At 71.2% G+C, this 14,753-nt stretch carries 8 protein-coding genes and 2 rRNA genes; 3 read left to right on the forward strand and 7 right to left on the reverse strand.

Annotated elements, in window-relative coordinates:
- Nucleotides 1-328: 328 nt before the first annotated feature.
- Complete coding sequence (locus ABH925_RS04130) at nucleotides 329-4,960, reverse strand: HAMP domain-containing protein (protein ID WP_370145428.1); 4,632 nt, start codon at nucleotides 4,958-4,960, stop codon at nucleotides 329-331.
- 434 nt (nucleotides 4,961-5,394) lie between these two features.
- On the opposite strand from ABH925_RS04130, the gene ABH925_RS04135 reads away from it, so the two are divergent.
- A complete protein-coding gene (locus ABH925_RS04135) occupies nucleotides 5,395-8,106 on the forward strand; it encodes a SpoIIE family protein phosphatase (protein WP_370145389.1) in 2,712 nt (903 codons plus the stop codon).
- Between the two features lie 306 nt (nucleotides 8,107-8,412).
- Entirely contained in the window at nucleotides 8,413-8,982 is a 570-nt protein-coding gene (locus tag ABH925_RS04140; protein ID WP_370145390.1) for an acetate uptake transporter, read from the forward strand.
- Nucleotides 8,983-9,052: 70 nt separating this feature from the next.
- Here the strand turns inward: ABH925_RS04140 and ABH925_RS04145 are convergent, their stop codons facing one another.
- Both ABH925_RS04145 and ABH925_RS04150 read right to left on the reverse strand, forming a co-directional pair.
- Nucleotides 9,053-9,910, reverse strand: a complete 858-nt coding sequence (locus ABH925_RS04145) for a phosphatase PAP2 family protein (protein ID WP_370145391.1) — start codon at nucleotides 9,908-9,910, stop codon at nucleotides 9,053-9,055.
- Between the two features lie 162 nt (nucleotides 9,911-10,072).
- Nucleotides 10,073-10,729 (reverse strand): helix-turn-helix domain-containing protein, encoded by a 657-nt coding sequence (locus ABH925_RS04150; RefSeq protein ID WP_370145392.1) that lies wholly within the window; start codon nucleotides 10,727-10,729, stop codon nucleotides 10,073-10,075.
- Between the two features lie 106 nt (nucleotides 10,730-10,835).
- Here ABH925_RS04150 and ABH925_RS04155 point away from each other — a divergent pair, with 106 nt between their 5' ends.
- The gene (locus tag ABH925_RS04155) at nucleotides 10,836-12,077 is read left to right on the forward strand and encodes a benzoate/H(+) symporter BenE family transporter (protein WP_370145393.1); all 1,242 of its coding nucleotides are present in this window, start codon (nucleotides 10,836-10,838) and stop codon (nucleotides 12,075-12,077) included.
- A gap of 33 nt (nucleotides 12,078-12,110) precedes the next feature.
- Here ABH925_RS04155 and ABH925_RS04160 read toward each other — a convergent pair whose 3' ends face one another.
- The 4 genes from ABH925_RS04160 to ABH925_RS04175 form a co-directional block, all read right to left on the reverse strand.
- The gene (locus tag ABH925_RS04160; protein WP_370145394.1) at nucleotides 12,111-12,848 is read right to left on the reverse strand and encodes a VC0807 family protein; all 738 of its coding nucleotides are present in this window, start codon (nucleotides 12,846-12,848) and stop codon (nucleotides 12,111-12,113) included.
- Nucleotides 12,849-12,900: 52 nt separating this feature from the next.
- Nucleotides 12,901-14,307, reverse strand: a complete 1,407-nt coding sequence (lpdA, locus tag ABH925_RS04165) for a dihydrolipoyl dehydrogenase (protein ID WP_370145395.1) — start codon at nucleotides 14,305-14,307, stop codon at nucleotides 12,901-12,903.
- Between the two features lie 161 nt (nucleotides 14,308-14,468).
- Nucleotides 14,469-14,585: ribosomal RNA gene (gene rrf / locus ABH925_RS04170) — 5S ribosomal RNA — on the reverse strand.
- 95 nt (nucleotides 14,586-14,680) lie between these two features.
- A 23S ribosomal RNA gene (locus ABH925_RS04175) occupies nucleotides 14,681-14,753 on the reverse strand; the annotation flags it as partial.

Raw genomic sequence — 14,753 nt, forward strand, 5'->3', positions numbered from 1 at the left:
CACGCCACCGTCCTGACGGTGTCCGGCACCTACCACTGGGCACCAGGCACTCTGGTGACCCAGTCGACACCGGTAGCAACGCCGAGTGACCCTACCCCGTTCCCCTCCGGACCTTCTACCACCCCTACGAGTGGGTACAGACGATCCGCCGGAAACCGTGCAGCCCCCGCCCTTCCGGGCGGGTTCCGGTCCCATGCCCGATCCAGCCGCCCGGAATCCGGCCGGTGGCCCTGCGGTGGCGGCCGCGGCCCGGCCGGGGACGGATCGCCCCCACCGGGCCGCGGAGCTGGACGGATGTCCCGGCCCGCCGCCCGCCGAGGTCAGTCGGTCACCCACGGGCCCGCAGCCAGTGCGCCATGACGCCGAGCAGATGGTCGGTGTCCACCGGCTTGGTCACATGGTCGGAGGCGCCCGCCGCGAGGCTCTTCTCCTTGTCGCCCTTCATCGCCTTGGCCGTGAGCGCGATGATCGGCAGCCCGGCGAACTGCGGCATTCGTCGGATCGCCTCGGTCGTGGCGTAGCCGTCCATCTCCGGCATCATGATGTCCATCAGCACCACGGCGACGTCCTCGTGCTGCTCCAGCACCTCGATGCCCTCGCGGCCGTTCTCCGCGTACAGCACGGACAGCCCGTACTGCTCCAGCACGCTGGTCAGTGCGAAGACGTTGCGGATGTCGTCGTCGACGATCAGCACCTTCTCGCCCTCGAACCGCCCGGTGAACGGACCCTCGTGCACGCCTCCGACGTGCTCGCTGTGGTCGCCGCGACCGCCGTGCCCGGTGCGGTCGGGGAACAGCTGGCCGGGACGGTCGTCGCCGCGCGCGCCGGGGTGCCCGTCCGCGAGCGGGCGCGGGTCGCCGACCGGGCGCGGGGCGCCGACCGAGCCGTTCCGGCTGCCGACCGACGGCGGCTCCAGCCCGACCCGGTGCGCCGAGGCCAGCGCGGCGGCCTCGCGGCGACGCTCGTGCGCCGCCTCGCGCACCTCGTCCGCCCATTGCTGCGCCGGGCTGGTGGGCGGCATCCCGCTCAGACTCCAGATGTCCGGCAGCGCGGACTCGACACCGCCGTCGCCCTGCTCCAGGCCGGCGTCCAGCGGGAGGAACAGGGTGAAGGTGCTGCCCCGCTCCAGCTCGCTCTCGGAGTGGATCTCCCCGCCGAGCAGCCGGGCGATCTCGCGGCTGATCGACAGCCCGAGACCGGTACCGCCGTACTTGCGGCTGGTGGTGCCGTCGGCCTGCTTGAAGGCCTCGAAGATCTCCCTCAGCTTGTTCTGCGGGATGCCGATGCCGGTGTCGGTGACCGAGAAGGCGATCAGCGGCACGTCCGGGTCGGCGATGGCGCCGGTCTCCAGCAACTGCTCCATGATCGGCGCGGGCACCGGATGCTGACCGCGGCCGGATCCGGCCGGCTGGATCAGCAGCTCGACCGCGCCCGAGTCGGTGAACTTCACCGCGTTGGACAGCAGGTTGCGCAGCACCTGCTGCAGCCGCTGCTCGTCGGTGTGCAGGGTCACCGGCAGGTCCGGCGAGACCCGCACCGCGAAGTCCAGGCCCTTGTCCGCGGTGAGCGGACGGAACGTGGCCTCGACGTAGTCGACCAGCTGCACCAGCGCGATCCGGGCCGGGCGGACGTCCATCTTCCCCGCCTCGACCTTGGACAGGTCCAGGATGTCGTTGATCAGCTGCAGCAGGTCCGAGCCGGCGCCGTGGATGGTCTCGGCGAACTCGACCTGCTTGGGGCTGAGGTTGCCCTCGGCGTTGTCGGTGAGCAGTTTGGCCAGAATCAGCAGCGAGTTGAGCGGCGTGCGCAGCTCGTGCGACATGTTGGCGAGGAACTCCGACTTGTAGCGCGAGGAGAGTGCGAGCTGTTCCGCGCGCTCCTCCAGGACCTGGCGCGCCTCCTCGATCTCGGAGTTCTTGATCTCGATGTCGCGGTTCTGGGTGGCGAGCAGCTCCGCCTTCTCCTCCAACTCGGCGTTGGAGCGCTGCAGCTCCTCCTGCCGGGCCTCCAACTCGGCCGACCGCATCGACAGTTCGGCGGTGAGGCGCTGGGACTCCAGCAGCAGGCCCTCGGTCTTGGTGTTGACCGAGATGGTGTTGACGGTGACGCCGATCATCTCCGCGATCTGGTCCAGGAAGTCCAGGCTGACCTTGGTGAAGGCGTTGAACGAGGCCAGCTCGATGACCCCGAGGAGCCGGCCCTCGAAGAGCACCGGCATCACGATGACGTTCACCGGGGCGGCCTCGCCGAGCCCCGAGGCGATCTTCAGATATCCGGGCGGCGCGGACTTGAGCAGGATCGGCCGCTTCTCCACCGCCGCCTGGCCGATCAGCGACTCGCCGGGACGGAAGGTGGTCGGCATCGCCCGCCGCTGGTAGCCGTAGGAGCCGATCAGGCGCAGCACCAGGTCGCCGTCGTCCTCCTCGTCCGGGACCAGCTCCGGCGGCCGGCTGCCGGGCTGGGCCAGGAAGAACGCGCCGTGCTGGGCGGAGACCACCGGGGTCAGCTCGCTCATGATCAGCGAGGCGACCGCCTCCAGGTCGCGGCGGCCCTGCATCAGACCGGAGATCCGGGCCAGGTTGGTCTTGAGCCAGTCCTGTTCCTGGTTGGTCCTGGTGGTCTCGCGCAGGTTGGCGATCATCTGGTTGATGTTGTCCTTGAGCTCGTCGAGCTCGCCGGACGCGTCCACGTCGATCCGCAGGCTGAGGTCGCCCCGGGTCACGGCGGTGGCGACCTGGGCGATGGCGCGCACCTGCCGGGTCAGGTTGCCGGCCAGTTCGTTCACCGACTCGGTGAGGTCCTGCCAGGTCCCGGCCACGCCCGGGACCCGGGCCTGGCCGCCGAGGCGTCCGTCGGTGCCCACCTCGCGGGCCACCCGGGTCACCTGCTCGGCGAAGCCGGAGAGCTGGTCGACCATGGTGTTGATGGTGGTCTTGAGTTCCAGGATCTCGCCGCGCGCGTCCACGTCGATCTTCTTGGACAGGTCGCCCTTGGCGACCGCCGTGGTCACCTGGGCGATGTTGCGGACCTGGCCGGTGAGGTTGTTGGCCATGAAGTTGACGTTGTCGGTCAGGTCCTTCCAGATGCCGGCCACCCCGGCCACCCGGGCCTGGCCGCCCAGCGTCCCGTCGGTGCCGACCTCGCGGGCCACCCGGGTCACCTCGTCGGCGAACGCCGACAGCTGGTCCACCATGGTGTTCAGGGTGTCGGCCAGGGCCGCGACCTCGCCCTGAGCCTCGATGGTGATCTTCTTCGACAGGTCGCCGCCGGCGACCGCGGTGGCGACCTGGGCGATGTTGCGCACCTGGAAGGTGAGGTTGCTGGCCATGAAGTTGACGTTCTCGGCCAGGTCGCGCCAGATGCCGGAGACGCCCTTGACCCGGGCCTGGCCGCCCAGGATGCCCTCGGTGCCGACCTCGCGGGCCACCCGGGTCACCTCGTCGGCGAACACCGACAGCTGGTCGACCATGGTGTTGACGGTGGTGACCAGCTCCAGAATCTCGCCCCGGGCCGAGACGGTGATCTTCTTGGACAGGTCGCCGCGCGCCACCGCGGTGGTCACCTCGGCGATGTTGCGGACCTGGCCGGTGAGGTTGTTGGCCATGAAGTTGACGTTGTCGGTCAGGTCCTTCCAGGTGCCGGAGACTCCCGGCACCACGGCCTGGCCGCCCAGCGTGCCGTCGGTGCCGACCTCGCGGGCCACCCGGGTGACCTCGTCGGCGAACGCCGACAGCTGGTCCACCATGGTGTTCAGCGTGGTCTTCAGACCCAGGATCTCGCCGCGCGCGTCCACCGTGATCTTCTGCGACAGGTCGCCGCGCGCCACGGCGGTGGCGACCTGGGCGATGTTGCGGACCTGGAAGGTCAGGTTCCCGGCCATGAAGTTCACGTTGTCGGTGAGGTCCCGCCACACCCCGGCCGCCCCGGGCACCATGGCCTGGCCGCCCAGGATCCCGTCCGTGCCGACCTCGCGGGCGACCCGGGTGACCTGCTCGGCGAAGCCGGAGAGCTGGTCGACCATGGTGTTGATGGTGTTCTTCAACTCCATGATCTCGCCGCGCGCGTCGACCTCGATGGTCTGCGACAGGTCGCCGCGCGCCACCGCCGTGGTCACCTGGGCGATGTTGCGCACCTGGACGGTGAGGTTGGTCGCCATCAGGTTGACGTTGTCGGTCAGGTCCTTCCAGGTCCCGGCGACCCCGGGGACGGTCGCCTGGCCGCCCAGCCGGCCCTCGGTGCCCACCTCGCGGGCCACCCGGGTCACCTCGGAGGCGAAGCCGGAGAGCTGGTCCACCATCGTGTTGACGGTGTTCTTCAACTCCAGCATCTCGCCCGCGACATGGACGGTGACCTTGTTGGACAGGTCGCCCTTGGCGACCGCCGTGGTGACCAGCGCGATGTCGCGCACCTGCGCGGTCAGCCGGCTGGCCATCATGTTGACCGAGTCGGTGAGGTCCTTCCAGCTGCCGGAGACGCCGCGGACCCGGGCCTGGCCGCCCAGGATGCCGTCGGTGCCGACCTCGACGGCGACCCTGGTCACCTCCTCGGTGAACTCCGCGAGCGACCCGACCAGCCCGTTCACGGTCCGGCCGACCTTGAGGAACTCGCCCCGCAGCGGATGCGTCCCGCCGTCCGGGCCGATCGCCCGCAGCTCCATCCGCTGGTCCAGGTCGCCCTCGGCGATGGCCCCGAGCACCCGGCCGACCTCGGCCATCGGCCGGGCCAGGTCGTCGATCAGCGCGTTGCAGTTGTCGACCGCCGCACCCCAGGCCCCCTCCCCCGCGCCGATCTCCAGGCGCTCGGAGAGCCGGCCCTCGCGGCCGACGGCCCGGCGCACCCGGGCCAGCTCTCCGGTGAGGTGCTGGTTGCGCTCCGCGATCTCGTTGAAGACGGCGGCGATCTCGGCCATCACCGAGTCGCCGGGGACGGTCATCCGACGACGGAAGTTGCCGTCGCGCATCGCGGTCAACGCGGACAGCAGCTTCCGCAGATCCGCCGCGTCCGCCCCCCGGTTCCGGCGGCTCCGGCCGCCACGGGCCGCCACCGTCGCTGTAGCCCTGCTGGTTTCCACCGGGGTGTCCCTCCCAGAGTCGCCGACCGGCGGCAGCCCGGACGCGCCCCGCACCGAGGATCCGGGGCGCGTCCGCGGTGACGCCGACGTCCTGTTGCTCACAATCTAGCGACCCCCGGGGGTTGCGTGAGGGGTGGCGCGGGGTATCGCCTTGCCGACCGGGGAACGGAACACTGCGAACGGAGCGGGAACGGCGCGAACCGGGCGGGCGGCCGCGGACGGGCGGACCTCGTGGGGGATCGGGCACGCGGATGTGCCTGCGGAAAGTAACCTGACGGCCGTAGCACCGTTGTCCCCAGCACAGGAACGACAGGAGTCACTTCGTGGTCACCGCGCGTGCAGCCGCCACGTTCGAGCCGGTCGGCCGCTCCGTGGCGTCCGCGCGCGGGTTCGTCCGCGACACCCTCCAGGGCTGGGGCTTCTCCGAGGTCGTGGACGACGCCGTGGTGCTCGTCAGCGAACTGGTGACCAACGCGGTGGTGCACGCGGGCACCGCGGCCGAGGTGGTCTGCCTGCGCGAGGAGCACTGGGTGCGGGTCGAGGTAGCCGACCGCTACCCCAAGCGCGCACTGCCGCTCTACAACGGCGGTCCGGTCGACGGCCTCCCGTTCGAACCCGGTCCGGTCGAGCTGGAACGCGAGGGCGGCCGGGGGCTGCTGCTCTGCGCCGCGCTCGCGGCACGCTGGGGAGTCGACTACGAGCCGGCCAGCAAGCGGGTCTGGTTCCGGCTGGAGATGCCGGAACGCGCCGCCGGCACCCGCTTCGCCGGGCCGGTGACCCCGGACCGGCTGCTGCCGGCCGCCGAGGCCACCGTCCGGGTCGCCGTGGTCCAAGTCGACGCCGACGGCGTGATCAGCGCCTGGAACCAGGACGCCGAAACGCTGTTCCAGCACCCCTCGGCGCAGACACTCGGCCGCCCGCTCAGCGCCTACGCGGCCTGGCCGCAGACCCCCGGCACCGGCCTGGGCCTCAACGAGGCGCTGCGGCTCTCCCGCTGGGAGGGCAGCTACGGACTGCGCTGCGGCGACGGCCGCACGCTGCCGGTGTACGGCGCCCACCTGCGGGTCCGGGACAGCGAGGGGGCTCCCTCCACGGTCTGCCTGCTGGTACGCGACCAGGAACGCGCCGTGCTGCAGTCGCCGTTCCGGGGCCAGTCCGGCGAGTCCGGCCCCGGCCAGCTCGACGGTCCCGCGGTGGGGGTCCAGGGCGGACCGCAGTCCTTCGACGCCTTCATCGGCTCCCCCGCGCCCGACGACCTGGACGGCCTGCTGCAGCGCACCGTCGAGCGCGCCCGGGACATGCTCGACGGCGACGCGGCCTACCTGCTGCTGGCCACCGACGACGAGACCGAACTGGAGGTACGGGCCAGCTGCGGACTGCCGTCCGGCCGCCAGCGGTTCGCCCGGGTGCCGGTCGAGGCCGGCAGCGCCCGCTACGGCTCGGCCCGGCTGCCCGCCGTCCACGACGATCTGACCGTGCAGCCGGGCACGGTACCGCTGCTGGCCGGCACCGGGCTGCGCTCGGTGGTGACCGTGCCGCTCAAGGTCGAGGGCCGGCTCACCGGCTCGCTGGGCGTGGCCGCCCAGGCCCCCGGCCAGTACCGCAACGAGGACGCGCTGCGACTGCAGTTCGCCGCCGACCGGATCGCCCTGGCCCTGGAGAGCGCCCGGCTCACCGAGCTGGAACGGCTGCGCAGGGGCTCGCTGTCGTTCCTGGTCGAGGCCTCGGACCTGCTCGCGGGGACGCTGGAGCGGGACCAGACGCTGGCCCTGATGGCCCAGATGACCGTGCCGACGCTGGCGGCCTGGTGCGCCGTCTACACCATCTCCGAACAGTCCGCGCCCGAGCTGGCCTTCGTCCTGCACGAGGACGAGGACCAGATCGACGGGCTGCGGGCGCTGCTGGCGCAGATCCCGCCGCCGGAACCGGTCAACCTGCCCGGGGCCCGCAACTGGCGCGCCCCGGCGACGGCGGCGAACGACGCGGCGATGCGCGCCTCGCTGCGCTGCCTGGGCCGGGACGACTCGGTGCCCGGCCCCAGAACCAGGGGTTCAGCCAACGGTTCGGCCTCCGGCTCGACTGCCGGGTCCGCCGCCGCGCTGGCGACCGCGGTGACCGTCGGCGGCGAGACGGTGGTGCTGCCGCTGGTGGCCCGCAACCGGGTCATCGGGATGCTGACGCTGGGGAAGGCCGCGGAGGAGAAGTTCCGTCGGGAGATCCTGGAACTCGCCGAGGACCTGTCCCGTCGCGCGGCCCTGGCCCTGGACAACGCCCGACTGTACTCCGAGCGCACCGCCATCAGCCGGGCGCTGCAGCGCAGCCTGCTGCCGCCGGAGCTGCCGAAGATCCCCGGCGTCGAGGTCGAGGTGATCTACCGCGCGGCGGGCGAGGGCAACGAGGTCGGCGGCGACTTCTACGACGTGTTCACCATCAGGGACGGCACCTACGGCTTCGCGATCGGCGACGTCTGCGGGACCGGCCCCGAGGCGGCGTCGGTCACCGGACTCGCCCGGCACTCGCTGCGCCTGCTGGCCCGGGAGGGGCTGTCCGCGCCCGAGGTGCTCAAGCGCCTCAACGCGGCGATCCTGGACGAGGGCGCCCGAAGCCGTTTCCTGACACTGCTGTACGGGGAGATGACGCCGCGCCAGGACGGCACGGTGGAACTGCGCTCGGTCTGCGCCGGTCATCCGCTGCCGCTGCGGCTGCGACCGGACGGCAGCGTCAGCGCGGCGGCCGAACCGCAGCCGCTGCTGGGCGTGATCGAGGACCTCGAACTCACCGAGGAGACCTGGGTGCTGGACCCGGGCGACGTGCTGCTGTGCGTGACCGACGGCATCACCGAGCGGCGCGAGGGCACCAGGATGCTGGGGGAGGACGGCCTTGCGGACGTGCTCTCCGGATGCACCGGTCTCACCGCCGGCGCGGTCGCGGCCCGGGTACTGCGGGCGGTGGAGCGGTTCGCGCCGGAGCCGGCCTCCGACGACATGGCGATCCTGGCCCTGCGCGTCCCGGCACAGCGAAGCCCCGGCGCCTAGCCGACCGCCATTACCGGTTGTCGACGTCGTTGTCAGGCGGTTTGCCCAAGTAGTCGATAAATCTATGGTTACGGAAGGTTGACGACCCATCACTGTCGGGTACTGATCGACTGTCAGGACAGTGTGCCCGTCCACCTCTTCGCGGACCCCGACCGGACGACGACGTCCGACCCCGGCTCTCCGCTCCGCACGGCACGTCACTTCACCGCGCGGCACATCACTGCACAGCACGCCGTGCGGCACCGTGCGCGCACACGCGTACCACCCTTCCGTCGCAGTACCTCGGACACATGGAAAGGAGCCCCCGTGAGCAACGAAGCCGCGGTGGCGCAGCAAGCCCGTACCGCATCCCTGGGATCCGCAGCCGGACCGCTCGGCTACCTGGCCCTCGGCCTGACCCTCCTCTCCTTCGGCATTCTCTCCACCGGCGTCCTGAACGGAGCGGGCGTCAAGGACGCCGGCAGCCTGGCCCTGTTCGTGGGCGGGCTCACCCTGTTCATCTCCGGCCTGCTGGAGTTCAGCGGCGGCAACGCCGCCACCGGCACCACCTTCGCCGTCCTCGGCGCCTTCTGGGTGACCTGGGCCGAAGCCGCTCCTGCCGGGAAGGACGCGACCGCGCTCTTCCTCGTCCTCTGGGCCCTGCTCGCACTCACCACGACAGCCGCCCACTGGCTCGGCGGGACGCTGGTGCGCGCGGTCTACGGCCTGTTCACGGTCTCCCTGGTGCTGATGGCCATCGACACCATGGCCGGGAACGCCACCCTGGGCAAGATCGGCGGCTGGGTGGCCGCGGCGGCCGGGCTGGCCGCCTGGTACAGCGCGACCTCCGCTCTGGCCGGAGGCCGCTGGGGACGGCTGACACTGCCGGTCCGCTGACCGGTCGGTGACCGTCCGCCGACCCGTCGGGGGCGCAGGGTCTGCGCCCCCGACGAACGCCGGGCGGGTTTCAGGAACGGACGTCCGCCCCCACGGCTTCCTGCTGGGCGTCGTCCTCCGCCTCGGTCGTCTGATCCTTACGGGAGCGGCGGCGCACGAGGGCGGCCGCCACCGCCCACTGGACCAAGTAGGACAGCAGCAGCAGGAGCACCGCCGCCACGCCGTCCAGCCAGAAGTGGTTCGCGGTGACCAGCACCACCGTGACCGTCAGCAGCGGATGTGCGAGCACCAGCCAGCGCCGGCGGCTGCGGCTGATCCTGATCACCGCGACCGCGACCAGGAAGCACCAGGCGACGTGCACCGAGGGCATGGCGGAGTAGGAGTCGGGCTGGATTCCGCCCAGGGTCTCCCCGTACACCGACTGCCCGTACTGGACCGCCGTGTCCACCAGTTGCGTGCCCGGCAGCAGCCGCGGCGGGGCCACCGGTATCAGCTGCACCAGCAGCGAGGACGCCGTGACCAGCACCAGCGTGGTGCGTACCCAGGGATAGGCCTGGCGGTGCCGCAGGAACACCCAGGCGAGCAGCGCGATCATCGCCCCGAAGTGCATGACCGCGTAGTAGTAGTTGGCGCCCTGGACCAGCAGCGGATGCGGGAGCACCCACTGCTGCAGGGTCAGTTCACTGGGCAGGCCGAGTCTTCGCTCGGTGTCCCAGAGCCACTGGCCGCGGCCGATGGCCCCGTCCGTGCCCATCACCGACAGTTGTCCGGCGAACTGCCAGACCGCGAACAGGCCCAGCACCGTGGCCGCCTCGCGCAGCACCAGGGCGGCAGCGGGCCGGTTGGTGCGGCGCACCGCGAGTGAGGCGGCGTAGACGGCCACGCCGACCGCCCCGGCGGACTGCCAGGACAGCGTCAGATTCTGCACGGTCGCCGCCTCCTCTCCCTTGTCGGTTCTGCGAAGCAGGTACCGGCTCCGCGAAACAGGTGCCGGCACCGCGAACGCTGCCGGATCCGCGAGTTCGGCCGGTGTTGCGCACACCGTAACCGGCACCACCGACACTCCGCAGCGCGGGGGCCCGGGGAACGATCAACCCGCGCCTCCGGGGACGATCCCGGGGAGTGGATGCCGGATCAGCAGGCTGGCCTCCACCACCGTCCCGCCGAGCGCCGCATAGCTGTGCGGCCCGTCCGAGACCCACCCGGCGTGCCCGCCGGCCGGTACCACCACGGTCCGTCCGACCGGGCCGACCTCTGCCGTTCCGGCAAACACGGTGAGGTACTCCATCACCCGGGGGGCGTGCGCGGGGGAGATCTGCACCGCGCCGGGTCGGATCCGCAGCCGGTAGAGCTCCGTGCTCATCCCGGCGTCGGTGAACACCTCCAGCAGCGTGGCCGACACGGCGACGCCGTGGACCACCGGGACGGCGCCACCCTCCTTGCCGACCGGACCCGCCGCTGATGCGTCGCCGGGAGAGGTTTCGGTGCCCCCGCCGTCAGCGATGCCGGGTGCGGAGAGCAGCGGCGTGGACAGGAGCATCGACAACGGGACGCCCAACTGCCCGGCGATGGCGTAGAGGGTCTCGGCGGTGGGGTTACGGGTGCCGCTCTCCAGCCCGGACAGCGTGGCCTTGCCGATGTCCGCACGGCGCGCCAACTCGGAGAGGCTGAGCCCGCGTTCGCCCCGCAGTCGGCGGATCCGCCGGCCCGTCTCGGCAGCGGCGCTGCTCGACCATGCCTGAACCATGGCGCCCAGTATCCTCTGGCGCCCGGCAGGTCCGCTGCCCTATCGTTCCATAAACGGAACGCAGGAGCAGAACACCGCAGCACAGCACGAAGGCCGGAGGGGCAGCATGGGGACCACCACCGAGGCACCGCCCGGGCTGGGTCAGCCGATCTCCGCCGGTCTGGTCACCGCCCTGGTGGGCTTCACCAGCTCGTTCGCCCTGGTCCTGACCGGCCTCCGCGCGGTCGGCGCCGACCGGGGCCAGGCCGTCTCCGGCCTCCTGCTGCTCTGCCTGGCCATGGGCGGGCTCGCGCTGTGGCTCGGTCTGCGTTATCGGCAGCCCATCAGCATCGCCTGGTCCACCCCGGGCGCAGCGCTGCTGGTCGCCGCCGGCCACCAGAGCGGCGGCTACCGCGCCGCGGTGGGGGCCTTCGTAGTCAGCGGTCTGCTGATCACGCTGACCGGGCTGTGGCAGCGCCTCGGCCGTCTGGTCGCCGCGATCCCGGCGCAGATCGCCACCGCCCTGCTGGCCGGAGTACTGCTACCGCTCTGCCTGGCCCCGGTCCGGGCGGCGGTCCAGCTCCCGGCCCTCGCGCTGCCGGCCATCGTCAGCTGGGCGCTGCTCACCCGCTACGCACGCCGCTGGGCCACCCCCGGCGCCCTCGCTGTGGCCGTCTGCGCCCTGCTCGTCCACCCCGCGCACAGCGTCGGCCCGGCCGCACCCCTGCTGCCGACCCTCAGCCTCACGCTCCCCGCCTTCAGTCCCGGGGCCGCCATCGGCGTCGCCGTCCCGCTGTACGTGATCACCATGGCTTCGCAGAACATCCCGGGCCTTGCCGTGCTGACCCACTTCGGCTACCGCCCGCCGCTGCGTCCCGTCCTGGTCGGCACCGGCCTCGCCACCGCGATCGGAGCGGTCGGCGGCGCCTACATGGTCAACCTGGCCGCCATCACCGCCGCACTGGCCGCCGGTCCGGACGCCCATCCGGACCGTGCACGTCGGTGGATCGCCTCGGTCAGCGCCGGAGCGTGCTACATCCTGCTCGGCCTGACCGCCGGACTGTCCGCGATCCTGCTCACCGCCGCGCCGCCCCTGCTGGTGGAGGCCATCGCCGGGCTCGCCCTGATCGGCACCCTTGGCTCCGCGCTCGCGGCGACCCTGGCCCACCAGGAGGGGCGCGAGGCCGCCGTCATCACCTTCGTCGTGGGCGCGTCCGGGGTGACCGCCTTCGGCGTGGGCGCACCACTGTGGGCGCTGCTGGCGGGCCTCGGCGCGTACGCCTTCCTCCCACGCGGAGGCAGCACGGCTACGGCGGTCGCAACGGGTCCCGCCCCGGAGCCCAAGAGCCTTACCCGGCAAGCGGGCTGACGCTCCTTCCAGGCCGCATCCGACCGTCCCGACTCACCCGGACTCTGCTGCGGGGGCTGCGGCGGATTCGTCGTTCGCGGCTGGTCGGGGAGATCGCGAGGTGAACCCCCACAACCCCGCGACCTGGTAGTAGACGCCGGTCACCACCTGCAGCAGGACCAGGGTGACCGGCCACAGCAGGCCTCCCAGCGCGGGCACCAGGTCCACGGGAAGGCTGTACGCCATCACCACCCGCGCCGCGCCGTCAAGGATCATGGCCGCAGCCCAGATCGCGGTCGACACCCGCCAGATGTGGCGGAACCGGGGCTCCTGTTCCCAGAGCACATCCCAGGAGATCCCGCCGGACCGGAAGCGCCCCTCCAGGAACGGGCGGGCACCGTGGAACGCCAGCGGCCGGCTGGCCCGGATCGACGCCAGGAACCAGAGACCCGCGGCCCCGGTGAGCCATCCGTCCTTCGCCAGCAGGAAACGGGTACTCCCACTGACGAGCGATGCGGCCATCCCAGCCAGCATGATGGCGGCCACGAACGCCGCCATCCCGTCCCAGCGCCGCTCGCGCCGAAACTGCACCAGCGCGCTCACCAGCGGCACCACCGCCGAGATCACCAAAGCGAGAAAGACGCTGACCCCGGCGGCCCGCAGGCCGTAGTACGTGCCGATGGGCAGCGCGACGTCGATGAGGAGGACCACCGCCGTCCGTCGACCGCTGGGCGCCGCCCCGGCCGGGGACCGTGACGGCGCCGCATCGACGGTGCCGGGGGTTACTCGCATGAGCAATTTCTACCCTGAGCAGGTAACGAGAAACCAGCCGGTATCACAACTCTCAGAAGTTGATCATGTGTCCGGCCAGGCCGTGGACGGCCTCCTTGACCGCCTCACCCAACGTGGGATGCGCATGCACGTTGCGGGCGACCTCGTGGACCGTCAGGTCCCACTGCTGCGCCAGCGTGAGTTCCGGCAGGAGCTCGGTCACCTCGGGGCCGATCAGATGCGCCCCGAGCAGCTCACCGTAACGGCCGTCGCTGATCACCTTGACGAAGCCGACCGGGTCACCCAGGCCGTGGGCCTTGCCGTTCGCGGTGAAGGGGAACTTCACCACCTTGACGTCAAAGCCCTTCTCGCGTGCCTGCGCCTCGGTCCAGCCGAAGCTGGCGATCTGCGGCTGGCAGTAGGTCGCACGGGGAATCATCACGAAGTCCAGCTCCATGGTCTCCGCACCCGCGATCGTCTCCGCCGCGATCACACCCATCGACTCGGCGGCATGGGCCAGCATCAGCTTGGCGGTGACATCCCCGATCGCGAAGATGTGCGGAACGCTGGTCCGACCGCGGCCGTCCACATCGATCGCGCCCCGGTCGGTGAGCTTGACGCCGGTGGCGTCCAGCCCGTAGCCGCTGACGCGCGGCGCGAAGCCGATCGCCTGCAGGACCTTGTCGGCCTCCAGCACCTGCTGCTGCCCGTCCCGGGTGACCGTCACCCTGACCTTGGCAGAGGGATCACTGTCGTCGATCGACTCGACCCGGGTGGAGGTCAGCACCTCGATCCCGAGGCGGCGGTAGCGCTTGGCCAGCTCGGTCGAGACCTCGACGTCCTCCAGCGGCACAACCCGGTCGAGGAACTCGACGATGGTGACCTTCACCCCGTAGTTGTGCAGCACATACGCGAACTCGACACCGATGGCGCCGGCCCCCGCGATGATGATGCTGCCGGGGAGCGAGTCACTGAGGATCTGCTCCTCATAGGTGACGACCCGGTCGCTGAGTGAGGTCCCCGGCAGCAGGCGCGTGGTGGCGCCGGCGGCGATGATGCAGTGGTCGAACGTGAGCGTCTCGGTGCCGCCGGCGCTCAGCTCCACCGTGAGCGTGCGGTCGTCCACGAAGGTGCCACGGCCGTCGTACTCGGTGATGGAGTTCTTCTTCATGAGGTAGTGGACGCCGGCGACACGGCCGTCCGCGACCTTGCGGCTGCGCCGGTACGCCTCCCCGTAGTCGAAGCTCACCGTCCCCTCGACCCGGATCCCGAAGGTCTTGGCCTCCTGGGTGAAGATGTGCGCAAGTTCGGCGTTGCGCAGCAGCGCCTTGGAGGGGATGCAGCCCACGTTCAGGCAGACGCCTCCCCAGTACTTCTGCTCGACCACGGCCGCCCGCAGCCCGAGCTGTGCGGCTCGGACCGCCGCGGTGTAGCCACCCGGCCCAGCCCCCAGGACCACGACATCAAAGTGTGTGCTCATGATCAATATTTTAGGGAGCAGCGGCGGTTCGCAACCGGAACTCCCCGCAAGCGTGCGCCCCGTCACACCGCCGATGGGGGCCGACGGTGTGACGGGGGCCGGAACAGGTGAACGCAGAAAGGCCCCCTGACCTATGGTCAGGGGGCCTTCTGTTAATGGTTGTTCGGCGGTGTCCTACTCTCCCACAGGGTCCCCCCTGCAGTACCATCGGCGCTGTGAGGCTTAGCTTCCGGGTTCGGGATGTAACCGGGCGTTTCCCTCACGCTATGACCACCGAAACTCTATGAAGTTGACCGGACACCACCCCCCGGTGCCTGGGGCACGGGGGTTGGGGGTCGTTCCTTCAGAACAACACAGTGGACGCGTAGCAACTATGGACAAGCCCTCGGCCTATTAGTACCGGTCAGCTCCACCCCTTACAGGGCTTCCACATCCGGCCTATCAAC

This window comes from Streptacidiphilus sp. EB129 (genome assembly GCF_041262645.1).
Classification (GTDB): domain Bacteria; phylum Actinomycetota; class Actinomycetes; order Streptomycetales; family Streptomycetaceae; genus Streptacidiphilus.

Coding starts and splice junctions, on each gene's coding strand:
- ABH925_RS04130 (WP_370145428.1), bottom strand. CDS start 4,960: ATGCGCGACGGCAACTTCCGTCGTCGGATGACCGTCCCCGGCGACTCG.
- ABH925_RS04150 (WP_370145392.1), bottom strand. CDS start 10,729: ATGGTTCAGGCATGGTCGAGCAGCGCCGCTGCCGAGACGGGCCGGCGG.
- ABH925_RS04155 (WP_370145393.1), top strand. CDS start 10,836: ATGGGGACCACCACCGAGGCACCGCCCGGGCTGGGTCAGCCGATCTCC.
- ABH925_RS04160 (WP_370145394.1), bottom strand. CDS start 12,848: ATGCGAGTAACCCCCGGCACCGTCGATGCGGCGCCGTCACGGTCCCCG.
- lpdA (WP_370145395.1), bottom strand. CDS start 14,307: ATGAGCACACACTTTGATGTCGTGGTCCTGGGGGCTGGGCCGGGTGGC.